This window comes from Bradyrhizobium sp. Ken01 (assembly GCF_055807355.1).
On sequence record NZ_JBVVPC010000038.1, the window covers coordinates 24,667 to 47,195 of the forward strand.

General features: G+C 65.3%; 17 protein-coding genes. 11 read left to right on the forward strand and 6 right to left on the reverse strand.

The window, feature by feature from the left end; all coding sequences use genetic code 11:
- Positions 1–41: 41 nt before the first annotated feature.
- On the reverse strand, positions 42–548 hold the full coding sequence (locus AC0L3S_RS29120) for a YciE/YciF ferroxidase family protein (RefSeq protein WP_007612365.1): 507 nt from the start codon (positions 546–548) through the stop codon (positions 42–44).
- Between the two features lie 416 nt (positions 549–964).
- Between AC0L3S_RS29120 and AC0L3S_RS29125 the strand changes: the two genes are divergently transcribed.
- The 8 genes from AC0L3S_RS29125 (at position 965) to garD (ending at position 12,373) form a co-directional block, all read left to right on the forward strand.
- Positions 965–2,047 carry a lysylphosphatidylglycerol synthase transmembrane domain-containing protein gene (locus AC0L3S_RS29125; RefSeq protein ID WP_018457547.1) on the forward strand — a complete coding sequence of 361 codons (1,083 nt, stop codon included), beginning with the start codon at positions 965–967 and terminating at the stop codon, positions 2,045–2,047.
- 154 nt (positions 2,048–2,201) lie between these two features.
- Positions 2,202–4,154, forward strand: a complete 1,953-nt coding sequence (locus AC0L3S_RS29130) for an SGNH/GDSL hydrolase family protein (RefSeq protein ID WP_473259348.1) — start codon at positions 2,202–2,204, stop codon at positions 4,152–4,154.
- Positions 4,155–4,422: 268 nt separating this feature from the next.
- Positions 4,423–5,775, forward strand: coding sequence for an MFS transporter (locus AC0L3S_RS29135; protein WP_473259350.1), 1,353 nt, complete (start codon positions 4,423–4,425; stop codon positions 5,773–5,775).
- A 122-nt stretch (positions 5,776–5,897) separates the two neighbouring features.
- Positions 5,898–6,803 (forward strand): LysR family transcriptional regulator, encoded by a 906-nt coding sequence (locus AC0L3S_RS29140; protein ID WP_007602059.1) that lies wholly within the window; start codon positions 5,898–5,900, stop codon positions 6,801–6,803.
- Positions 6,804–6,927: 124 nt separating this feature from the next.
- Entirely contained in the window at positions 6,928–7,872 is a 945-nt protein-coding gene (gene kdgD, locus AC0L3S_RS29145) for a 5-dehydro-4-deoxyglucarate dehydratase (RefSeq protein WP_473283004.1), read from the forward strand.
- Positions 7,873–7,897: 25 nt separating this feature from the next.
- On the forward strand, positions 7,898–9,241 hold the full coding sequence (gene gudD / locus AC0L3S_RS29150; protein WP_473283006.1) for a glucarate dehydratase: 1,344 nt from the start codon (positions 7,898–7,900) through the stop codon (positions 9,239–9,241).
- A 17-nt stretch (positions 9,242–9,258) separates the two neighbouring features.
- Positions 9,259–10,707: an aldehyde dehydrogenase family protein gene (locus AC0L3S_RS29155; RefSeq protein ID WP_027518958.1), complete on the forward strand. Its 1,449-nt coding sequence runs from the start codon at positions 9,259–9,261 to the stop codon at positions 10,705–10,707.
- Positions 10,708–10,831: 124 nt separating this feature from the next.
- Positions 10,832–12,373 (forward strand): galactarate dehydratase, encoded by a 1,542-nt coding sequence (gene garD / locus AC0L3S_RS29160; protein WP_473259359.1) that lies wholly within the window; start codon positions 10,832–10,834, stop codon positions 12,371–12,373.
- Positions 12,374–12,441: 68 nt separating this feature from the next.
- Here the strand turns inward: garD and AC0L3S_RS29165 are convergent, their stop codons facing one another.
- The 3 genes from AC0L3S_RS29165 to AC0L3S_RS29175 all read right to left on the reverse strand — a co-directional run bounded on the left by AC0L3S_RS29165 (position 12,442) and on the right by AC0L3S_RS29175 (position 14,925).
- Positions 12,442–12,798, reverse strand: a complete 357-nt coding sequence (locus tag AC0L3S_RS29165; RefSeq protein WP_473283008.1) for a hypothetical protein — start codon at positions 12,796–12,798, stop codon at positions 12,442–12,444.
- A gap of 379 nt (positions 12,799–13,177) precedes the next feature.
- The gene (locus tag AC0L3S_RS29170; protein WP_473283010.1) at positions 13,178–13,780 is read right to left on the reverse strand and encodes a DUF2147 domain-containing protein; all 603 of its coding nucleotides are present in this window, start codon (positions 13,778–13,780) and stop codon (positions 13,178–13,180) included.
- Between the two features lie 116 nt (positions 13,781–13,896).
- The gene (locus tag AC0L3S_RS29175; RefSeq protein WP_473259365.1) at positions 13,897–14,925 is read right to left on the reverse strand and encodes an NAD(P)/FAD-dependent oxidoreductase; all 1,029 of its coding nucleotides are present in this window, start codon (positions 14,923–14,925) and stop codon (positions 13,897–13,899) included.
- A gap of 180 nt (positions 14,926–15,105) precedes the next feature.
- On the opposite strand from AC0L3S_RS29175, the gene AC0L3S_RS29180 reads away from it, so the two are divergent.
- Entirely contained in the window at positions 15,106–15,573 is a 468-nt protein-coding gene (locus tag AC0L3S_RS29180; protein ID WP_085394484.1) for an acyl-CoA thioesterase, read from the forward strand.
- Between the two features lie 13 nt (positions 15,574–15,586).
- Here the strand turns inward: AC0L3S_RS29180 and AC0L3S_RS29185 are convergent, their stop codons facing one another.
- Both AC0L3S_RS29185 and AC0L3S_RS29190 read right to left on the reverse strand, forming a co-directional pair.
- Complete coding sequence (locus AC0L3S_RS29185) at positions 15,587–15,907, reverse strand: 2Fe-2S iron-sulfur cluster-binding protein (protein WP_045008721.1); 321 nt, start codon at positions 15,905–15,907, stop codon at positions 15,587–15,589.
- A 165-nt stretch (positions 15,908–16,072) separates the two neighbouring features.
- Positions 16,073–16,447, reverse strand: coding sequence for an Hpt domain-containing protein (locus AC0L3S_RS29190; protein WP_473259370.1), 375 nt, complete (start codon positions 16,445–16,447; stop codon positions 16,073–16,075).
- On the opposite strand from AC0L3S_RS29190, the gene AC0L3S_RS29195 reads away from it, so the two are divergent.
- Both AC0L3S_RS29195 and AC0L3S_RS29200 read left to right on the forward strand, forming a co-directional pair.
- A complete protein-coding gene (locus AC0L3S_RS29195; RefSeq protein ID WP_473259372.1) occupies positions 16,446–16,700 on the forward strand; it encodes a hypothetical protein in 255 nt (84 codons plus the stop codon). The genes AC0L3S_RS29190 and AC0L3S_RS29195 overlap by 2 nt on opposite strands.
- A 143-nt stretch (positions 16,701–16,843) precedes the next feature.
- The gene (locus AC0L3S_RS29200) at positions 16,844–22,486 is read left to right on the forward strand and encodes an apolipoprotein A-IV repeat region-like domain-containing protein (RefSeq protein ID WP_473283013.1); all 5,643 of its coding nucleotides are present in this window, start codon (positions 16,844–16,846) and stop codon (positions 22,484–22,486) included.
- Positions 22,487–22,529: the final 43 nt, after the last annotated feature.

The following is a 22,529-nucleotide window of genomic DNA, read 5'->3' on the forward strand; positions in this document are numbered from 1 at the left end:
CGGATGGCCGCGCGACGCTCTACCCTGGCTACGCTTGGCCCTCAGCTCGCAGCGCGCAGATTCACCTTGCTCTCGGCGATCGTGGTCAGCTTCTTGTCGGTGGCCTTCTCCTCCTCGAGCGTCTTGGCGAGCACGCTGGCGCAGTCGTTGCGGCCGAGTTGCTTGGCCCAGGCGATCAGGCTGCCGTAGCGGACGATCTCGTAATGCTCCGCCGCCTGTGCCGCGTTGATCAGCGCGGCGTCGAGCACCGCCTTGTCGGCGACTTCGCCGGCGGTCTCGTCGGCTTCCTCGATGATGCCGTCGATCGCCGGGCAATCGACCGCCTTCACCTGCGCACCGTGCATCTTGAACACTTCCTCGAGGCGCTTGACGTGCTCCCTGGTTTCTTCGAGGTGCGTCAAAAAGCCCTGCTTCAGCTGCGGATCGGTCGCCTTATCCGCCATTTTCGGCAGAGCCTTGGTGAGCTGCTGCTCGGCGTAATAGATGTCCTGGAGCTGATGCACGAACAGGTCGTTCATGGTTTTGATGTCTTTTGTGAACAATCCCATCGGTCCGATCCTCTCGGGTTGTGGGAACACGGAGGCACCGGCTTTCAGGAGAAGCCGGTTATTCCGCCATGTTCGATTGCTGATGCGGCATTAACCAGCGCACGGCATCGTCGTTCCAAAAAAGCCCGCATCCCTTGCGCTGGAACAATGCCGGCCGTGCAGGATCTGAAATCATGTCACGGACGGACGCGACCGGTCCCACGACTCATATGCTTAACGCGCGTCCGATGTGAACCGCGTATGACAAAGTGGCCGGTCCAAGTCAGAACCTATCCTTGTCAAGGGCTGCACAAGTCACTGTTTTTGCCTTAAATGAGCTACATCATGCCTAGCGATCCAAGCCCACATCGGGCACTGATCGCATCCGATCGGCCAATGTCTGGCCTGGTCGGTCTTGCCCCCCGCCGGGAGGATGAATGCACGGACTGCTGACCGCGCTGAAGCGCGGCTTCAAGAGATGGATCGGCTGGCGGCGACTCGGCGTTGCGGCGAGCGTCTTTATCATTGCGTTCGCGATCACCACGCTGGTACGGACGCTCAAGGGCATCGACACCGGGGTCATCCTGACCGCGTTGACCGAGATCCCCCGCGGCAATATCGGACTGGCAGCGATCTGCGTATGCTTCGCGTTCTGTACGCTGACCTTCTACGACTTTTTTGCACTGCGAACGATCGGTAAGAAGCACGTGCCCTATCGCATCGCAGCGCTCTCCAGCTTCACATCGTATTCGATCGGCCACAATATCGGCGCCACCGTCTTCACCGGGGGAGCGATCCGCTTCCGGATCTATTCGGATTACGGGCTGAACGCGATCGACGTCGCAAAAATCTGCTTCCTGTCCGGCCTGACCTTTTGGCTCGGTAACATCTTCGTGCTCTCGATCGGCATGGCCATCCATCCGGATGCCGCCTCCTACATGGATCAGCTGCCGTCGTCGATTAACCGGTTGATTGCGATCGGCGGCCTCGCCTCGATCGGCGCCTATCTGGTCTGGCTGTGCATGGGCGAGAAGCGCCGCGAGCTTGGCCAGAAGGGCTGGAAGGTGGTGCTGCCGTCAGCGCCGCTGACGCTGGTGCAGATCCTGATCGGTGTCGTCGATCTCGGATTCTGCGCGCTGGCGATGTACCTTCTGGTGCCGGCCACTCCGCAGATCGACTTCCTCTCGCTCTCCGTGGTGTTCATTTTGGCGACTTTGCTCGGCTTCGCCAGCCACGCCCCCGGCTCGCTCGGCGTGTTCGACGCCGCCATGCTGGTGGCGCTGCCCGAATTCGGCCGCGAGCAGCTTCTTGCCACGCTCCTTGTCTTCCGCATCCTCTATTTCGTGATCCCGTTCGGTCTGGCCATCTCCATCATGGGCGCACGCGAGCTCTGGATGAATGTGGTGGAGCCCTGGCAGGAGCGCCGAAGGCTGGCGGAGGCCTGCGCGCAGGCCAACCTGCCCAAGCAGGTGGCGGCGATGGAGCGCGAGCGGTCGCTGCGGCAGGCGAGCAAACGCTGAGCATGATCCGGAAAAGTGCGAAGCGGTTTTCCGAAAAGATCATGCTCCAACGATAGTCCGCTAGACGACGGCCGGCAAAACCGTCAGACCAACGTTGCAGGCGGAGAGCAGCTCTCTTATTTCCGCCTCAACTTTGCCGTTGAAGACGCGGGCCATGATCCCTGTATTCCTTCGCCGTTTCCTCGCCGGTGCCCTGCTGCTCGCCGGGCTCCTCACCGCATTGCCGCCGGAGCGGGCGGCCGCGCAGGACGCGGGCGCCATGCAGATCAGCTGGGAGGTGCGCAACCGCTTCCGGCTGTTCCGTGAGGAGCGCGACTTCCTGCTGCATGTCGAGAACGCGCGGAACCGCAGCATCCTCGCCGCCGAGCAATCGCTGGAGCTCCAGAGCGAGGGCCGCGGCTGGGCCCGCAACATGGTCAACCGGCTCTGCATCGACCTCCAGGGCCGGGTCAACCAGCCCTGCACCCGCGACAACACGAAGGAAAACTACCTCACCCCCCTCGATCATCCCGTCACCGTGCGCCTGGCCGGGGCGGTGCCGGTCGGCGCCACCTGCGCCTGGTCGTTCGACGACGGCGACGGGCCGCAACAATCCACCTTCGACTGCGCCGAACCGGTCAATCTGCGGGTCCGCTACGGCAAGCAGACGGTTGCGAGCGTCGACGTCTCCTCCGGCTCCGATCCGACCCAGCGGGTCCAGACCGAGATCGAGGTCCGCGACATCTTCGTCGCTGGCCTCGGTGACAGCATCGCCTCCGGCGAAGGCAATCCGGACCGGCCGCTGGCGCTGTCGGACGAAGGTTTTTGCTTCCGCTCCTATCTGGGCACCGCCGGCGCGCAGTATTACCGGCCGAGCCGCGCCGGCTTCAAGGGCGGCCGCGCCTGCGAAGCGCCCGATACGCTTGCCAACTGGCAGCGCTACAGCGCGCTGTGGTTCAACTCGCCCTGCCACCGCTCGCTCTACAGCTACCAGGCCCGGACCGCGCTGGCGCTTGCGGTGCGCTACACCCACGTCGCGGTGACCTTTCTGCCGCTCGCCTGCACCGGCGCCAGCATCAGCGACGGGCTGCTCGGCTCGCAGCGCGCCCGCGAATGCCCGCCCGGCAAGACCGGCGTCTGCAACATCAGCGTGAACGCGCAGGTCGCCGAGCTGCGCGAGGCGCTGACCGCCGCCAAGAAGCGCCAGCCCGAGCGCACGCTCGACCTCGTGCTGCTCTCGGTCGGCGCCAACGACGTCTATTTCTCCGGCCTCGTCGCCGACGTGATCGTCGAGACCGCAACCGAGCGCGCGATATTCCGCCGCTCCGGCGTGATGGCGAGCGTCGATGATTCCCGCGATGCGCTGGCGCGCGAGCTGCCGCAGAATTTCGTCAAGCTGCGCGAGGCGCTGAAGCCGCTGGTCGGCGGCGACCTCTCGCATGTGGTCTACGTCTCCTACGCCAACCCGGCGCTCGCCGATGGCGGCGTGCCCTGCCGCGGCGGCCGCGCCGGCTTCGACATTCATCCGTCCTTCAACGCCGATCCGCAGCGCCTCGCCCGAGTCTCGACCTTCGTCGACACCGAATTCCTGCCGCAACTAAAGGGGCTCGCCACCTGCACTCGCGGCGCGCTGTGCCGCGATCCCGAAGCCGACCGCATGACCTTCGTGGATTCGCATCAGGCGGCGTTCGCCGATCACGGCTTCTGCGCCCATTCGGGCAACGATCCCGAATTCGACCGCACCTGCTTTGCCGAGAACGGCCAGAGCTTCAATCCCGACATCGTGAGCGCGGCGAGCCAGCCGATGCTGTGCGGCCGCGGTGCCTCCGAATTCCGCGCCTATTTGCCGCGCGCACGCTGGATCCGCGACGCCAATGACAGCTATTTCGCTGCGATGACCTATCCGCAAGGCCTGCCGGCAGCGAGCCAGCCGACCGACATCCACGACGCGACCTGGGGCGTGCTCTCCGCCGTCTATGGCGGCGCCGTGCATCCGAGCGCCGAAGGCCACGCCGCGATGGCGGATGCGGCGCTGCCGGCCGCAAGCGCCGTGCTGGGGCTGGATGCGGCACCGCCGGGGGTGACACGCGGGCTGCTCGCACCGCTGCTGCCGGGCGCGCAACAGTAAAGCTAGAACGAGCTCTCACCACACCGTCATTGCGAGCGCAGCGAAGCAATCCAGAGTCCTTCCGCGGTGGGATTCTGGATTGCTTCTGCGCTCGCGATGACGGGATTGGGCTCACGTCTCGGCACTCTCTCACGATCGTTCCCCCCACCTGCCGTTCCATCAATCCAAAAGCGGCATCGATCGATACTGCCTTGAACTTGGACACCTTGCCGCGCGCACCTCTAGGAGTCGCGGTGGGGAAACGTTTCGAGTTCTAAGGAGGCGCGTCATGAGCGCAGTGATGTCCGCAGCGGACGTGAGAAGGTCTCGCGTCAGGCTGTTCATCGTGACCATGTTGTTCCTGGTCACGACCGTCAATTATGCCGACCGTGCCACGTTGTCGATCGCGGGTCCCGCGCTCTCCAAGGAGCTGCACCTCGATCCCGTGGCGATGGGCTACATCTTCTCGGCGTTCGGATGGTCCTACGTGATCGCGCAGGTGCCGGGCGGCTGGCTGCTCGACCGCTACGGCTCCCGCCTCGTCTATGCCTTCAGCATCATCGTCTGGTCGCTGTTCACGACGCTGCAGGGCTGGGTCGGATTCTTCAGCGCCGGCACCGCGATCACCGTGCTGTTCGGCCTGCGCTTCCTCGTCGGTATCGCCGAAGCGCCGTCTTTCCCCGCCAACGCACGCATCGTCGCGGCCTGGTTTCCGAGCAGCGAGCGCGGCACCGCGTCCGCGTTCTTCAATTCCGGGCAGTATTTCGCCACCGTGATCTTCGCGCCGCTGATGGGCTGGATCGCGCATGATTACGGCTGGCGCTACGTGTTCTTCGTGATGGGCGCGCTCGGAATCATCATGGGCCTGGTCTGGATCAAGACCGTCTACGGGCCGAAAGAGCACCCCGGCATCAACGAGGCTGAATTCGACTACATCAAGGACGGCGGCGCGCTGGTCGATCTCGACGCGCCCAAAGACGATCTGAAGCAAGAGCGCGCGCCCGAGGCCGGCTCCGGATGGGACCACATCCGCCAGCTGCTTTCCAACCGCATGATGCTCGGCGTCTATCTCGGCCAGTACTGCATCAACACGCTGACCTATTTCTTCCTGACCTGGTTCCCGGTCTACCTCGTCAAGGAGCGTGGCCTGTCGATCCTGCAAGCCGGCTTCGTCGCGACGCTGCCGGCGCTGTGCGGCTTCATCGGCGGCGTGCTCGGCGGTGTCATTTCCGACGCGATCCTGCGCAAGACCGGCTCGTTGACGATGGCGCGCAAGATCCCGATCGTCGGCGGCATGCTGCTGTCGATGTCGATCATCGCCTGCAACTATGTCGACGGCCAGGCACTGGTGGTCGGCTTCATGGCGCTCGCCTTCTTCGGCAAGGGCATCGGCGCGCTCGGCTGGGCTGTCGTCTCCGACACGTCGCCGAAGGAAGCCGGCGGCGTCTCGGGCGGCCTGTTCAACACCTTCGGCAATCTGTCCTCGATCAGCACCCCGATCGTGATCGGCTACATCCTGGCCGCGACCGGCTCGTTCAACGGTGCGCTGATATTCGTCGGCGCCAATGCGCTGGTGGCCGCATTCGCCTATCTCGTGGTCGTCGGCAAGATCGAGCGCGTGGTGCTCAAACGTTCCTCCTGAGGGCTCCCATGGGAGCTTGACCAGGCAACTTAACGGCGGCTTCACGGCCGCCGTCTTTGTTTTGGGAGTAATCGATGCTAGAAGCGCCGGGGAAACGCCTTATCCATCTAAGGCATGTATCGATGTTCGACCTCAACCAGCTCCGCTGTTTCGTCACCGTGGCGGAGGAATTGCATTTCGGCCGCGCGGCCGCGCGGCTGAACATGACCCAGCCGCCGCTGTCCCGGCAGATCCAGGTGCTCGAGCACATCATCGATGCGCCGCTGCTGGAGCGTACCAGCCGCTCGGTACGCCTGACGCCCGCCGGGCGCAGCTTCCTGCCGGAAGCGCGGCGCATCCTGAAGCTTGCGGAAAGCGCCTCGCAGGTTGCCCGCCGTATCGCGCTCGGCAAGTCCGGCTCGCTGAAGATCGGCTTCACCGCGGCCGCAGCCTACGGCTTCCTCCCCGAGCTCGTCGCCGCCTGCCGCGCCAAGCTGCCCGAGGTGGACTTCTCGCTGAAGGAGATGGTGTCGGGCGACCAGTTCGAGGCGCTGACATCGGGCCAGATCGATGCCGGCCTGCTCAGGCCGCCGATCGCGCGCCCCGAAATCGCCAGCCGCCGCGTCGTCGCCGAGCCCCTGCTCGCCGCGATCCCGAAAAAGCATCCGCTGGCGAATGCCGAGAGCGTCACGATCAAGGATTTCGACAACCAGCCCTTCGTGATGTATTCGCCCTATGAGAGCCGCTACTTTCACGACGTGCTGGTGGCGCTGTTCACCCGCGCCGACATCCTGCCGCGCTATGTCCAGCACCTGAGCCAGATCCACTCGATCCTCGCCATGGTGCGCGCCGGCCTCGGCCTCGCCATCGTGCCGGCGGCGGCAGCGAGCCTGAAGATCGCGGATGTCCGCCTGCGGCCGCTGAAGCTGCGCACCCGCGTTCCGGTCGAGCTGTTCATGGTCTGGCGCCGCGACGACGAGAATCCGCTGCTGTCGGCGCTCGTCAAAATCGCGAGCGAATTGTCATCGGCGGAGGTGATGGAAGATTGATGCTGATTTCGCATCGGTCGATATAGGCTTTGGCTTGGACCCGCATCGAACGGTCTCCTAAACCACGGCGCATGGACGCGCAGCCTCTGCGTCCTCCACAACACGAGACCAGGGAGCAGCGCCCATGAGCAAGATGACCCCGCAGGAAATGGCCCAGAAGATCGGATCCGGCCTCCTGTCTTTCCCCGTCACCCCGTTCAAGGCGGATTACTCATTCGACGAGGCGACCTACCGCGCCAATATGGATTGGCTCTGCGGCTATGACGTCGCCGGCCTGTTCGCCGCCGGCGGCACCGGCGAGTTCTTCTCGCTGACGGCGGCCGAGGTTCCGCAGGTGGTCAAGATCGCCGTGGACGAGACCAAGGGCCGCGTTCCCGTCCTCGCCGGCACCGGCTACGGCACCGCCACCGCGCGCGAGATCGCGATCGGCGCTGAGAAGGCCGGCGCCGACGGCCTGCTGCTGCTGCCGCCCTATCTCACCCATGCCGAGCAGGAGGGCCTTGCCGCCCACGTGGAAGCGATCTGCGCCTCTGTGAAGATCGGCGTCATCGTCTACAACCGCGACAACGCCATCCTCCAGCCCGATACGCTCGCCCGCCTCGCCGAACGCTGCCCCAACCTCGTCGGCTACAAGGACGGCATCGGCGACATCGAGCTGATGACCCGCGTCTACACCAAGCTCGGCGAACGCCTGACCTATATCGGCGGCCTGCCGACGGCGGAGACCTTCGCGCTGCCCTATCTCGACATGGGCGTGACCACCTACTCTTCGGCCGTATTCAACTTCGTTCCGGAATTCGCCACCAACTTCTACGCCGCCGTTCGCAAGCGCGACCACGCGACGATCCACGCCGGGCTGAAGGACTTCATCCTGCCGCTGATCGCGATCCGCAACCGCAAGAAGGGCTATGCGGTCTCGATCATCAAGGCCGGCATGAAGGTGATCGGCCGCGACTCCGGCCCGGTCCGCCCGCCGCTGACCGATCTCACCGAGCAGGAGATCGCGGAAGTCACGGCGCTGGTGAAGAATCTGCCCGCCATCCGATCGTCACAACAGGCTGCAGAATAACGGACGACACAGGGAGGAGCCCGCGATGGCCAAGAGCGAGATCACTGGCGCACCGGTCGTCACCGCGATGCAGGTGATCCCGGTCGCAGGCCGTGACAGCATGCTCCTCAATCTGAGCGGCGCGCATGCGCCGTTCTTCACTCGCAACATCGTCATCCTCACCGACAATGCCGGTCACACCGGCGTCGGCGAGGTTCCCGGCGGGCAGAAGATCTGGCAGACGCTGCAGGACGCCCGTGATCTCGTGATCGGCAAGACCGTCGGCGCGATGAACAACATCCTTGCCGATGTCAGGACCGCCTTCGCCGATCGCGATGCCGGCGGCCGCGGCAAGCAGACTTTCGATCTCCGCGTCATGATCCACGCCGTTACGGCCGTGGAGTCGGCGCTGCTCGATTTGCTCGGTCAACATCTCAACCTGCCGGTCGCAGCTCTGCTCGGCGAGGGTCAGCAGCGCAACAGCGTCGAGACACTGGGCTATCTCTTCTTCGTCGGCGACATCAGCAAAAGCAAGCTCGACTATGTCGGCGGCGAGAGCGGCAAGCCCGAATGGTTCAACCTCCGCCATCAGCAGGCGATGACGCCGGAAACCGTGGTGCGGCTTGCGGAAGCTACCCACGACCACTACGGCTTCGCCGATTTCAAGCTCAAGGGCGGCGTGTTGCGCGGCGAGCAGGAGATTGAGGCCGTCACCGCGATCGCCAAGCGCTTTCCGAATGCGCGGGTGACCCTGGATCCGAACGGCGCATGGTCGCTCGACGAGGCTGTCAGCCTCTGCAAGGACATGCACGGCATTCTCGCCTATGCCGAGGACCCCTGCGGGGCCGAAGGCGGCTTCTCCGGCCGCGAGATCATGGCCGAGTTCCGCCGTGCAACGGGCCTGCCGACCGCGACCAACATGATCGCGACCGATTGGCGGCAATTGTCCCATGCGCTGCGCCTCGGCGCGGTGGACATTCCGCTGGCCGATCCCCATTTCTGGACCATGCAAGGCTCGGTGCGCGTGGCCCAGACTTGCCGCGACAACGGCTTGACCTGGGGTTCGCACTCCAACAACCATTTCGACATCTCGCTCGCCATGTTCACCCATGTCGGCGCCGCCGCCCCCGGCAAGGTCACCGCGATCGACACGCACTGGATCTGGCAGGACGGCCAGGCCCTGACGAAGGAGCCGCTCCAGATCAAGGCCGGCAAGATCGCCGTGCCGGATAGGCCGGGCCTGGGTATCGAAATCGACAGGGCCGCCATCGATGCCGCGCATGACTTCTACAAGCTGCATGGACTCGGCGCCCGCGATGACGCTATTGCCATGCAGGACCTGATCCCCGGCTGGACCTTCGACGACAAGCGTCCCTGCCTGGTTCGTTAAAAACTCTGGAGGAAGCTATGACTGCGATCCTGAAGAACTTCATCGGCGGCGAATGGGTCGACGGCTCCGGCGTCACCAAGAACATCAATCCCTCCAACACCAATGATCTCGTCGGCGAATACGCCAAGGCCGACAAGGCGCAGACCGAAAAGGCGATCGCAGCCGCCAAGGCCGCTTTTCCCGCCTGGGCGCAGTCGACGCCGCAGGCGCGCTACGACGCGCTGAACAAGATTTCGCTCGAGATCATCGCCCGCAAGGAAGAGCTTGGCCGCCTGCTCGCCCGCGAGGAAGGCAAGACCCTCCCCGAAGGCATCGGCGAGGTCGCGCGCGCGGGCCAGATCTTTGCGTTCTTCGCCGGCGAGGCGCTGCGCATGATCGGCGAAAAGGGTGCCTCGGTGCGTCCCGGCATCGACGTCGAGCTGACCCGTGAGCCGATGGGCGTCGTCGGCATGATCACGCCCTGGAATTTCCCGATCGCGATCCCCGCTTGGAAGATCGCCCCGGCGCTCTGCTATGGCAACACCGTGGTGTTCAAGCCGGCCGAACTGGTGCCGGGCTCGGCGCATGCGCTGTCCGAGATCATCACCCGTTCCGGCATTCCCGCCGGCGTGTTCAACCTCGTGGTCGGCTCGGGCTCCGTCGTCGGCCAGACCCTGATCGAGCATCCCGACGTCGCCGCGATCACCTTCACCGGTTCGGTGCAAACGGGGCGCAAGATCGCGCAGGCCTGCGTGACCTCGAGCAACATGAAGAAATTCCAGCTCGAGATGGGCGGCAAGAACCCGCTGGTGGTGCTCGACGACGCCGATCTCAAGACCGCGGTCGAAGTCGCCGTCAACGGCGCCTATTTCTCCACCGGCCAGCGCTGCACCGCGTCCTCGCGCCTGATCGTCACTGAAGGCATCCATGACCGCTTCGTCGCGGCGGTGACCGAGCGCCTGAAAGGCCTGACGGTGGACGACGCGCTCAAGGCCGGCGTGCATATCGGCCCGGTGGTCGACCAGAGCCAACTCGACCAGGACCTGCGCTATATCAAGATCGGCCAGGACGAGGGTGCCAAGCTCGCCTGGGGCGGCGAGTTGCTCAAGCGCGAAACGCCCGGCCACTACCTCCAGCCCGCGCTGTTCACCGAGGCCAACAACAACATGCGCATTTCGCGCGAGGAGGTCTTCGGCCCCGTCGCCGCCGTCATTCGCGCCAAGAACTACGAGGAGGCGCTCGCGATCTCCAACGACACCGAGTTCGGCCTTGCCTCCGGCATCTGCACCAGCAGCCTGAAATACGCCTCGCACTACAAGCGCAACAGCGAGTCCGGCATGGTGATGGTCAATCTGCCGACCGCCGGCGTCGATTATCACGTGCCGTTCGGTGGCCGGAAGGGTTCGAGCTACGGTGCCCGCGAGCAGGGCTCCTATGCCCGCGAGTTCTACACGACAGTGAAGACCGCCTATACCTTTCCCGGCTAACCACGGGCAAGATATCGTAGGGCGGGCAAAGCGAAGCGTGCCCACCGCCTTACGTTCTGTGTGAAGATTGTGGGCACGGCGCCTTGCGCCTTTGCCCACCCTACGGCTTCGGAGGCAAGCGCAGATGGACCAATCAGTCGCAGCGAAAGAGCAGCCCCGCTACATCAAGCTCAACGATCGAGACAACGTCGCGATCGTGGTCAATGATTTCGGGCTTCCTGCCGGCTCCCGCTTCGCCAGCGGGCTGACGCTGCGCGCCTTCGTGCCGCAGGGACACAAGACGGCGCTGGTCGACATCCCGCAGGACGCCCCGATCGTCCGCTACGGCGAAGTGATCGGCCATGCGCTGGCGCCGATCCTGGCCGGCGAATGGGTGGACGAAGCGCGCATCCGCATGCCGGAGGCCCCTGCCCTCGACAAGCTGGAAATCTCGACCGCCGTTCCCGCGCCGCTGCCGCCGCTGGAAGGTTTCACGTTCGAAGGCTTTCGCAATTCCGACGGCTCGGTCGGCACCAAGAACATCCTCGGCATCTCCTCCTCGGTGCAATGCGTCAAGGGAACGATGGAATATGCGGTGAAGCGCATCCGCGCCGAGCTGCTGCCGAAATACCCGAATGTCGACGACGTCGTGCCGCTGACGCATGCCTATGGCTGTGGCGTCGCCATCAACGCGCCTGATGCCGTGATTCCGATCCGCACGCTGCAAAACATCGCGCAGAACCCGAATTTCGGGGGCGAGATCCTGGTCATCAGCCTCGGCTGTGAAAAGTTGGCGCCCGAGCGTCTGGTGCCGGAAGGCGTCAGCGATGCCATCGTCCGGATGCAGGACGAAGCCTTCGACGGTTTTGGCGCGATCGTCGACGCCATCATGACCCAGGCCGAAGCCCGCCTGAAGATCCTCAACGAGCGCACTCGTGAGACCTGCCCGGCCGCCGATCTCGTCATCGGCCTGCAATGCGGTGGCAGCGACGCCTTCTCCGGCGTCACCGCGAATCCCGCGGTCGGCTTCGCCGCCGACCTTCTGGTGCGCGCCGGCGCCACGGTGATGTTCTCGGAAGTCACCGAGGTGCGCGACGCGATCCAGCTGCTCACCCGACGCGCCATCAACGAGGACGTCGGCCGCGCTTTGGTCCGCGAGATGGCCTGGTACGATTCCTATCTCGCCCGCGGCGGCGCGGACCGCAGCGCCAACACCACGCCCGGCAACAAGAAGGGCGGCTTGGCGAACATCGTCGAGAAATCGCTCGGCTCGATCGTCAAGTCCGGATCGTCCGCGATCACCGGCGTGCTCTCGCCCGGCGAGAAGGCGACGCAGAAGGGCATGCTGTTTGCGGCGACGCCGGCATCCGACTTCATCTGCGGCACGCTCCAGCTCGCCTCCGGCATGACGCTGCAGGTGTTCACCACCGGCCGCGGCACGCCCTACGGCCTTGCGGCTGCGCCCGTGATCAAGGTCGCGACCCGCAGCGAACTCGCGCGACGCTGGAAGGACCTGATCGATTTCGATGCCGGAGGCATCGCAACCGGCGAGAAGACCATCGAGGAAACCGGCTGGGACCTGTTCCGCCTGATCCTCGACGTCGCCAGCGGCCGCACACAACCCTGGTCGGATCGCTGGGGCATCCACAACGATTTGACGCTGTTCAATCCGGCGCCGGTGACCTGAGCGCCGCGCGGATGCATTGGTGCGAGTCCCGTTTCGACGCTGCGCATCACCCGGGATGACGCTTCAATCTACGTCATGCTGCCCGGCATGAAGCAGCGCACGCGGGGATGGCCGTCGATATAGTGCTTCCACACCATGGTGCGGCCGATCTTGTTCGGCTCGGTGATGACGGCGCCGTCGGGCACGACAACCCACTCGCCGTCGAGATGCACGCGATAACGGCCCTTATCGGATTCCCAGTCGACATCGGCGACCACGTAGCCGTCGGCATCCGAGCAGCATTGGCCGTATTCGCTGTGCAGGCTCTCGAACCAGGGTTTTAACGGCGAGTTGGCGTAGCGCCCGTCGTCACGCGCCATCGTCGGGGCGGTCAGCAGCACCGTCAGGACCAGCAGCATGGCGGCACGGGATATTGCACGTCTCATGTCGTCTCCGCGGATCGAGGTGATCGCCGCGGGGCGATAGTTGCCGTTCGCCTTTCGCGACTCGGCGAAGGCGTCAGGGACGGCGACTCATTCCCCCAGCAGCTTTGCGGATAGCTATGCAAATCCGGCGCCACCGCGCATTCCGGGGAACTACTGGCGCGCGTCCGGCAGGCGTTCGTCTTTCGACGGGTATGACCGCTACTCGCGCCGGCATCTCCGCTGTCGTCGCCGGTCGTATGCGCGATTGCGCACGGGCGCCACGGACGCCGCGCAAGAACGCGGAGAGGCTGGCGGCGTACTGAAGTCCCCGCCTTGGCGGGCAATGACGGCGGCGTGTGGAGCTACGGAAGTTCGGGCGCCATAGCGCGCGACGTAGACCCTACTGCTTCGGTGCCGGCGCCACCATCGCGCCGCCTTTCTTCGCCGCGGGCACGGGCACGGACTTGGTCGCGGCGGTTGCTTGCGCCGGGAGATATTTCGCGACGATGGCGGGATCGACCTGCGCGATATTGGCGTCGGGAAGACGCGTCCAGGTCTCGTCCTTGCCGAACAGGGAAATGCCGAGGAAACCGCGCATCGTCAGGGTCTGCCCATCCGGGCTGACCGTCATCTTGGCCTTCCAGATGTTGCCGTCGCGCGGATTGACCACGTTGCCGCCGTCATACTTCAAGCCGTCGCGCTTCATGTCGCGGATGAAGGAGAGCCCGAGCACCGGCGCGTTCTTGCGATCGTCCGTGCATTTCGCGCAGATCTCGTTCGGGTCGTCACCGGGCCGCGGGAAGGTTTTTGCGATGACGCCTTCGAAGATGCCGTTGTGGTCGATGAAGAGAAACCAACCCACCGTCTTGCCGTCTTCGACCTTCTGCCAGAGGCCCGCGGCGGTCGGCTGCTGCACTTGCGCCACAACCGGGCTCACCGCACCGAGCGACATCGCGAGCGCGAGGAGCGAGAACAGCCGAAAGCTGGAAAAGAGAGTCCGCATTATCATCACCTTGCTGAGCCAATCGCCTTGCTAAGCCGCCAACTGCAATGGCCGCAGACTACGGCGATTTCGCGAACTGTTCCAGCACCAGAAACATGGGGCATCGCCCGCCGCCGTCAGTTGACGCCGAGCTTCTTTTGCAGGCTGGAGGACGAGGTCGTGTACTGGAACACGAGCCGCTTCTCCGGATAGACGTAGCGATGGGCTTTTTGCGACATCAGCGCGCCCTCGTGGAAACCGCACAGGATCAGCTTGATCTTGCCGGGATAGGTGTTGATGTCGCCGATCGCGAAGATGCCTGGCACGTTGGTCTCGAACGCGGATGTCTCGACCGGCACCAGATTGTTCTCCAGCGCGATGCCCCAGTTCGCGACCGGACCGAGCTTCATGGTCAGGCCGAAGAACGGCAGCATGGTGTCGCAGGTAATTTCGCTCACACTGTTGTCGTTGCCCTTGACGGTGGCGCCGCTCAGCTTGCCCTCGTTGCCTGACAGCGCGGTGACCTGGCCGAGCCGCAGATCCATCTTGCCGGCAGCGACCAGCGCGCGCATCTGCTCGACGCTGTGGGGGGCGGCGCGAAAATCGTCGCGACGATGCAAGAGCGTGATGCGCTTGGCGATCGGATGCAGATTGAGCGTCCAGTCGAGCGCGGAATCGCCGCCGCCCACGATCAGCACGTTCCTGTCGCGGAACGTCTCCATCTTGCGCACGGCGTAATGCACCGAGCTTCCTTCATAGGCTTCGATCCCCGGCACCGGTGGCCGCTTGGGCTGGAACGAGCCGCCGCCGGCAGCGATCACCAGCACCTTGCATTCGAACACCTTCCCGGCGTCCGTGGTGCAGCGAAACAGCGGATCGCCGATCTTCTCGACGGTCTCGATCATCTCGCCGAGATGGAAGGTCGGATGGAACGGCTTGATCTGCTCCATCAGCGCGTCGGTGAGGCCCTGCCCCGAAACCTGCGGAATGCCGGGAATGTCGTAGATCGGCTTTTCCGGATAGAGCTCTGCGCACTGGCCGCCGACCTTGTCGAGGATGTCGACGAAATGCGTCTTCATGTCGAGAAGGCCCAACTCGAAGGCGGCGAACAGACCGCAGGGGCCGGCGCCAATAATCAACACATCGGTTTTGATCGCGTCGCTCATGTCGTCTCTTTATCGGTCGTTCGGTGGGACGGCGCCCTTTGGGCCGAGGTGACCCTGTCTGTCTAGCCAACGGGGATGGATCAGGGAAGGCATAAAAGCGGGAGCGCCCCGCAGCCGGCCCCACTTGCCGGGTCAGGATAACTGGGCTGTAACGAGCAACGCTATGACGGAGATCAATCGGTGAACGCACCAAGCCGCCTCGATACGACGCCGCGCCTGGAGGACTACCCTTTTCGCCTCAGCGACAACGTCCGCTTCGGCGATCTCGACCCCAACCAGCACGTCAACAACGCGGTCTACGCCACCTATTTCGAGACCGGCCGTGTCACGCTGATGAAGCTTCCGGAATACGGCCTGACGCCGCCGGGACTTGCCTGGATCATGGTGCGGCTCGACATCCATTTTCGTGCGGAGCTGCACTGGCCGAACACGATCGAGCTCGGTCTCGGCGTCGTGAAGCTGGGACGAACGTCGGTGACGTTCGAGCAGGTGGTGTTTTCGGAAGGGAAGTGCATTGCATCGGCGACATCGGTCGCCGTGATGATCGACGAAGCGTCGCGCCGGCCAACGCCGCTGATCGCGGAAGTGCTCGAGAAGCTCAGGCCCTGGCACAAGCGCGGCATCGAGGTCGCGCCGCCGAGCACATGAATAGCTAACAGGGTTAGGCCTGGCGTTCCGGTGTCGCCACCACGAGGCCGTCGAGCTCGTCGGAGACCTTGATCTGGCAGGACAGGCGCGAGTTCGGGCGCACGTCGAAGCCGAAGTCGAGCATGTCCTCTTCCATCGGCGTCGGGCTGCCGACCTTCTCGCGCCACGCTTCGTCGACATAGACATGGCAGGTGGCGCAGGCGCAGGCGCCGCCGCATTCGGCCTCGATGCCGGGAATGCTGTTGCGGATGGCGGCTTCCATCACAGTCGCGCCGTTCTCGACGTCCACCGTACGGGTTTCGCCCTTGTGATCGACAAAGTGAATTTTGGCCATGTGTGCTCGTGCTGCCGCGATCTAGGGAATGAAGGAGGGTCCGGGCTGTCCTATAACGGGTCGATCAGCCCGGCGCCATAGCGTTTTGATTCAGTCGCGAATACCGTTGCGCGGGAAGAAAACCCGTCAAAACAAAGACTAGAGCACGGGTCTGGCCCTGTCGGCCTAAGGGTTGAGGATTGCCTCGATGGCGACGCGAGCCTCGGTCACCGCCTCTTTCAGCGCGGCGAAGGCGTGAGGCCGGCCTTGTCCGGTCTGAATCGCGGTCTCCAGGCTGGCTGCGGCATCCGCCACCGCAAACGCGCCGATCCCGCGCGCCGAGCCCTTGAGCTTGTGGGCGAGTGCGCCGGCCTCGGACGGGAGCGCGGCCATCGCCGCGATCAGGCGCACCGCCTGCTCGGCAAACATCGCCAGCACTTCCTGTTCCAGCTCGGAATCACCGAGCGTCATGCGGGAGAGATGATCGAGGTCGAGCGGGCTGTCGATGGGTGCAAGCGGGGGCGAGGGCATCCAGTCCATCCGTTGCAGTTCAGGAGTCATGGCGCAGGCCCCGGCATCGCGCGATGTCCGCCGGTCCGGCGGTCAAGTTCCCTCCACCCAAGCACGGAAATGGTTAATGAAATGTTCCAGCCGTTTTGCGCAAATCTGCCTGTTTATTGACGAAAAGTTGCCGCAATCCGGCGAGTCCGGTGGAGAATTGCATTTATTGCTAAGGCCTTACGGCGCGATCCTGTTAACGATGATTAAGAATGTCTTAATCGCGGGCATTTCATTCGCGACGCTCTGCCAATAGGATGTTGGAGAAATTGGCGGACAAGCCGTCCGGGTGGGGATGGCTCGGAGATCCGCGCAAGCGGCATGATCCGGACTGTGGGCTTGCGTAGCGCGCAGAGCTCGCGGGGGGACGCGTACAAGTAACGAGGGCTCGGACTGAACATGGCAAACACTCCGAAAAAGGTCAAAGACCCCACAGAAGATGCGCTTTCTGCAATCCAGGAAGCCCTGAACATTAGCGACACGGCGGCGGACACCAGCCGCAACGCCTCGATGCGCAGCGAAACGCCGCCTCCGGTCGCCCCACCGGCTCCCCCGATGTTCGACGAACCGAGCTTCGATCCGCGTCCTGCCGCGAACGAACGCGCGATGTTCGACCAGGTCGAGGAGCCGCGCTCCTCGCGCCGCGCCGCCAATGACGACCGTGCGACCATCGGCCAGCTGTTGCAGACGTTGCAGACGGGACGCCCGACCCGCAACATCTACACCGGCGCGACAATCTTCACCGTCGTCTGGCTGGCGGCTTGCGCCGCGCTGACGGTCGGCTTCCTGCCTTCGATCCAGGCGGCGATGGGCCAGAGCGGCGGCGTGTTGGCCATTGCCGGCCTCGTCACGATGTTCTTCGCGCCGATCATGCTGTTCTTCTTCCTGGCGAGCCTCGTCTGGCGCGGCCAGCAAATGAGCTCGGTCGCGCAGGCTATGGCCCAGGTTGCCATCCGCTTCTCCGAGCCGGAAGGCTCGGCCTCCGATTCGATGGTGACCGTCGGCCAGGCCATCCGCCGCGAGGTTGCGGCGATGGGCGACGGCATCGAGCGCGCCATCGCGCGCGCCGGCGAGCTCGAGACGCTGGTCGCCAACGAGGTCGCGGCGCTCGAACGCGCCTATTCCGACAACGAAGTGCGCATCCGCGCCCTGCTGCAGGACATCGCACATCAGCGCGACAATCTGGTCGGCCAGGCCGAGCAGGTCCGCAGCGCCATCTCCGGCGTGCAGATCGATTTGCGCCACGACATCGCGCTGATCTCGGACGCGATCGCCTCGCGCGTCGACGAGGTCGCAAAGTCCATCACCGGCGCGCTCGAAGAGCGCGGCGCCCACATCACCGGTGCGCTCAGCAACGCCGGCGACAACATGATCCTCGCGCTCGGCGAGCGCGGAGGCGACCTGCTCGACCGGCTCGAGGAGGCCAGCAACGAGACCACGCGCGCCGTGCTCGACGCCAGCGAGCGGTTGACCACCAGCCTCAATTTCAAGACCGGCCACGTTCACGACGAGTTCGTCGACCTCGCCGACCGCGTCCACGAAATGCTGAACGAGCGCATCGACCGCATCACCGGCGAGTTCGAGCAGCGCTCCGCCGCGATCGTCGACGGCATCTCCGAGCGTACCGAGCAGGTGCACGACAGCCTGAAGAATTCGTCGGACTCGCTGCTGCTAGAGCTCGAGCTGCGCTCCAACGACCTCTCCGCCAAGATTGACGACGCCGGCAACCGCCTCGCCGGCCACATCATGACCTCCGGCGACAAGGCGAGCGAAGCACTCGACGCCACCGTCAATACGCTGGTCGCCAAGGTCGTCAGCCAGACCGAGACCGCGCACGACTCGCTGTCGCTCCAGATGAGCGCCTTCGACGAGCTGGTGAAGAACCAGGGCACCGAGTTGGTCGAGAAATTCGCCCGCGACTCCGGCACGCTGGGCGCGCTGATCACCCGCCACATCTCCGAATTCGACCGCACCGTGAAGACCTTCGGCGGCGAGATCGTCGATCGGATGGGCCAGCGTACCCAGGACATCCATGAATCGCTGAAGACCTATGTCGACAATTTCGACACCCGCTTCACCTCCAACGGCGGCGCGATCACGGCTGTGCTCGACCAGCGCCTGGTGCAGTTCGAGACCACGATCGGCGAACGCGTCAGCAACCTCGACGCCTCGCTGAACGGCAAGATCTCCAGCCTCGACTCCACGATCGACGGTCATATCAAGACCTTCGACGAGCAGCTCGTCGGCCGCGTCGCCGCGCTCGAAGAATCGTTCGATACCCGTGCGAAGTCGGTCACCGAGACCATCGACGGACGGCTCAACACGCTCGCCTCGTCGCTGACCGACGGTGCGGCGCAGGCGATCCAGTCGATCGACTCCCGCCTCACCCACCTCACGACCTCGCTGACCGATGGCGCATCGCAGACCATCCAGTCGATCGACACGCGCCTCACGCATCTGACGACCACCCTCACCGGCGGCGCTTCGCAGGCGCTCGAATCCATCGACACGCGCCTCACCTACCTGACCAGCGCGGTGACGAACGGCGCCTCGCAGGCCGTGCAGTCGATCGACACCCGCCTCACCCTCCTGACCTCGACGCTCACGGACGGCACCGCGCAGGCAATCGAGGCGGTCGACCGCCGCATCACCGGCGTCACCGAGATCATCGACGGCCGCAGCATGCACCTGACCGACACGGTCACGGCGCGCTTCCAGGACATCCAGCAGGCCATCGAGACCAAGGTCGGCGCGGTCGCCAGCGACATCGACGTGCGCGTGGCGCAGTTCGAGGACCTGCTCGGCTCGCGTGTCGAGGCCGTCGCCGGCCGCATCGAAAGCAGCGGACGCCAGGCCAGCGAGGACATGATGTCCCGCGCCGAGATGATCTCGACCGCGATCCGCTCGCATGTCGAAGACGCCGAGCGCTCGCTCACCAACCTCGTGGTCAACACCAGCGAGACCATCCAGACCGGTGCGCGCACCGCGCAGCAGTCGCTGATGACGGTCTCCTCCGACGTCAACGCCCAGCTCAAGATGACCTCCGCCGAGGTCGAGCGCGCGCTGACCGCGGTCGGCACCGGTGCCGCGAACTCGATCCTGACCAGCGCCCGCGAAGCGCAGTCGACGCTGGTCGCAGCATCCGGCGATGCCTCCAACCAGATCAAGGGGCTCGCGGCCGACGTCGAACGCACGCTGTCGTCGGCGGGCTCGGCGACCGCCGCCTCGATCCTGGCCGGTGCCCGCGAGGTGCAGACCACGCTCGTCACGGCGTCCTCGGACGCGGCCAACCACGTCAAGACCCTCACCGCCGACGTGCAGCGCTCGCTGTCCATGGCCGGCACCAGCACGGCGGAATCGATCACCGCCGGCGCCCGCGATGCGCAGAGCGCGCTGATCGCGGCCTCGAGCGAGACCGCCAACCAGATCAAGGCGCTGTCCTCGGACGTGCAGCGCTCGCTCTCGATGGCTGGCACCGCGACGGCCGAGACCATCATGACGGGCGCCCGCGAAGCCCAGAGCACGCTCGTCAACGCGTCCTCGGATGCGGCGAGCCAGGTCAAGTCTCTCGCCGCCGAAGTGCATCGGTCGCTCTCGCAGGTCGGCCAGTCGACCGCCGAGACGATCACGACCAGCGCCCGCGACGCCCAAAGCACCCTGCTGGCGGTGTCCGCCGAACAGACCGGCCAGGTTCGTTCGCTGGCTGCCGAGATGCAGCGCGCGCTGGCGACCGCCGGCGGCGCCACCATCGAAGCGCTCACCAGCGGCGTACGCGAGGCCCAGGGCACGCTGATCTCCGCCTCGACGGACGCAGCAGGCCAGATCAAGTCGCTGACCACGGACATCGAGCGCACGCTGACCTCGGTCGGCGCCGACACCGCCTCGACCATCCTCAACAGCGCGCGTGAGGCGCAGACCTCGCTGGTCTCGACCTCGGCGGATGCCGCAAGCCAGATCCGCACGATCTCGAGCGAGATCGAGCGTACGCTGAGCACGGCCACCGCGAACGCGACCAACGACATCCAGACCAGCGCGCTCAACGCCCAGAACGCGCTGATCAACGCCTCCAACGAGGCGAGCTCGCGGGTCAAGTCGAGCTCTGCGGACGTCGAGCGCTCGGTGCTCGCCGCCAGCAGCAGCTTCGGCCAGGCCATGACCGGCAAGACCGACGAAATCGTCACCTACGTGCAGCAGCAGTCGGACCGTCTCGCCAACATGATCGACGCCAAGCGCGGCTCGCTCGTGGACGCGATCGGCTCGAAAACCAGCCAGCTCACGCTCGACATCGACCGCGTCACATCCGACGCGCTGAAGTCGATCGAAACGCGCGGCCACGCGTTCTCGCAGACCATGATGGGCAACGGCTCCGAGGTGGCGCGAACCATCAACTCGGCGAGCGAGATGGCGACGGGTGCCGTCAACAAATCGCTCAAGGACCTCGAGCAGGCCTCGCGCGCGGCGATCGACCAGTCGCGCCAGGTCTCGATCGCGGCCGTCACCGAGATGCAGGAGACCAGCAAGATCCTGCGCACCGACACGGTCGCCCTGTTCGAGCGACTGCGCGAAGGCAACATCCTGCTCCAGGAGGTGCTGACCGGTGCGCACGACAACCTCAACTCGCTCGAGCGGGCGCTGGTGACGCGCGTCGCCGACTTCGTCTCGGCGATGAACGACGTCACCTCGCGCAACGGCGCTGCGACGCAGAACCTGGAAGACCAGCTCAACGTCTTCAACAGCAAGACCACGCGAGCGCTGCAGGATCTCGGCGAGCTGTCGACCCAGTTCGACGCGCACGGCAAGGCACTGGTCGAGGCCGCGCAGGTCGTCGAGCAGAGCAACAAGAACACCACCGCCTCGCTCGCCGAACGCAAGGAGGCGCTGGAATCGCTCGTCACCACGATCGACCTGCGCACGGCCGATCTCGACCAGCGCCTGTCGCGCTTCACCGGCCTGCTCGATGAATCGCTGGCGGCCGCCGAAGAGCGTGCCCGCGACATCGCCCGCGTCGTCGCGGAGACCGCCGGCGCCGGTTCCGCGGCGATCACCCGCCAGTTCGAGGCGGTGCGGTCGGCCTCCGAAGAGGAGCACCGGCAGACCGTCGAGGCCATGCACGACATCTACCGCCAGACCACCGACGAGGCGGATGCGATGTTCAAGCAGTCCACGGAGAAGTTCACCAACCTCGTCTCCAGCATGAAGCAGATGGCGTTCGAGATGCACAACGAGCTCGAAGCCACCCGCAACGAGCTGCGCCGCGGCGTGCTCGAGATGCCGCAGGAGGCCGCCGAGAGCACTGCGCAGATGCGCAAGGTGATCGTCGACCAGATCGAGGCGCTCGCCGAGCTCAACCGTATCGTGGCCCAGCACGGCCGTGGCCTCGACGTCTCCACGACGGGCCGCGCCAGCGTGCAGCGCCAGGAAGAGCCGATGCTGGCGGCCGTCGGCGCGCGCAGCACCGACACGCGCATGCGCGAGAGCGCCAGCGCCTCGACGCTGCCGCCGCCGGACCTCGGCATGCCGGCCTCCTCGCGCCGCACCGAAGCGCCGCCGGTCGCACCGGCCGGCAACGACCAGGGCCGCGACGGCTGGCTGTCCGACCTCTTGAGCCGCACGGACGCCAACCAGGGTGCGCCCACCGGACGTGAGCCCCAGCGCGGCCGCCAGGCTGCACCGGCGCCGCAGCCGCAGGCTCCTCAAGGTGGCGGCAATCCGCTGGAATCCTTGTCGCTCGACATTGGCCGGCTGATGGACCGCAACCTCGCGTCCGAGATGTGGGACCGCTACCAGCGCGGCGAGAACAAGGCCTTCACCAAGCGCCTCTACACGCCCGCCGGCCAGAAGGCCTTCGACGAGGTCGCCCGCAAGTATCGCTCCGACCGCAACTTCAAGGCCACGGTCGACCGCTATGTCGCCGAGTTCGAACGCTTGCTCGACGAGGTCGCCCGCGACGGCCGCGGCCCGCAGGAGCTGCGCAACCACCTGACCTCGGAAACGGGCCTGGTGTACACGCTGCTCGCGCACGCAGCGGGCCGGCTGGGGTGAGCGGCCAGCTCGCAAATGACGAATAAGGAAACGGAGGCCTCGC

Bases quoted from the DNA above. Each gene is read 5' to 3' on its own strand.
- AC0L3S_RS29190 (WP_473259370.1), bottom strand. From the start codon at position 16,447: ATGACTCCTGAACTGCAACGGATGGACTGGATGCCCTCGCCCCCGCTT.
- AC0L3S_RS29155 (WP_027518958.1), top strand. From the start codon at position 9,259: ATGACTGCGATCCTGAAGAACTTCATCGGCGGCGAATGGGTCGACGGC.
- AC0L3S_RS29135 (WP_473259350.1), top strand. From the start codon at position 4,423: ATGAGCGCAGTGATGTCCGCAGCGGACGTGAGAAGGTCTCGCGTCAGG.
- kdgD (WP_473283004.1), top strand. From the start codon at position 6,928: ATGAGCAAGATGACCCCGCAGGAAATGGCCCAGAAGATCGGATCCGGC.
- AC0L3S_RS29195 (WP_473259372.1), top strand. From the start codon at position 16,446: ATGGCGCAGGCCCCGGCATCGCGCGATGTCCGCCGGTCCGGCGGTCAA.
- AC0L3S_RS29165 (WP_473283008.1), bottom strand. From the start codon at position 12,798: ATGAGACGTGCAATATCCCGTGCCGCCATGCTGCTGGTCCTGACGGTG.
- AC0L3S_RS29200 (WP_473283013.1), top strand. From the start codon at position 16,844: ATGGCAAACACTCCGAAAAAGGTCAAAGACCCCACAGAAGATGCGCTT.
- AC0L3S_RS29185 (WP_045008721.1), bottom strand. From the start codon at position 15,907: ATGGCCAAAATTCACTTTGTCGATCACAAGGGCGAAACCCGTACGGTG.
- AC0L3S_RS29130 (WP_473259348.1), top strand. From the start codon at position 2,202: ATGATCCCTGTATTCCTTCGCCGTTTCCTCGCCGGTGCCCTGCTGCTC.
- gudD (WP_473283006.1), top strand. From the start codon at position 7,898: ATGGCCAAGAGCGAGATCACTGGCGCACCGGTCGTCACCGCGATGCAG.
- garD (WP_473259359.1), top strand. From the start codon at position 10,832: ATGGACCAATCAGTCGCAGCGAAAGAGCAGCCCCGCTACATCAAGCTC.
- AC0L3S_RS29170 (WP_473283010.1), bottom strand. From the start codon at position 13,780: ATGCGGACTCTCTTTTCCAGCTTTCGGCTGTTCTCGCTCCTCGCGCTC.
- AC0L3S_RS29140 (WP_007602059.1), top strand. From the start codon at position 5,898: ATGTTCGACCTCAACCAGCTCCGCTGTTTCGTCACCGTGGCGGAGGAA.
- AC0L3S_RS29120 (WP_007612365.1), bottom strand. From the start codon at position 548: ATGGGATTGTTCACAAAAGACATCAAAACCATGAACGACCTGTTCGTG.
- AC0L3S_RS29175 (WP_473259365.1), bottom strand. From the start codon at position 14,925: ATGAGCGACGCGATCAAAACCGATGTGTTGATTATTGGCGCCGGCCCC.
- AC0L3S_RS29125 (WP_018457547.1), top strand. From the start codon at position 965: ATGCACGGACTGCTGACCGCGCTGAAGCGCGGCTTCAAGAGATGGATC.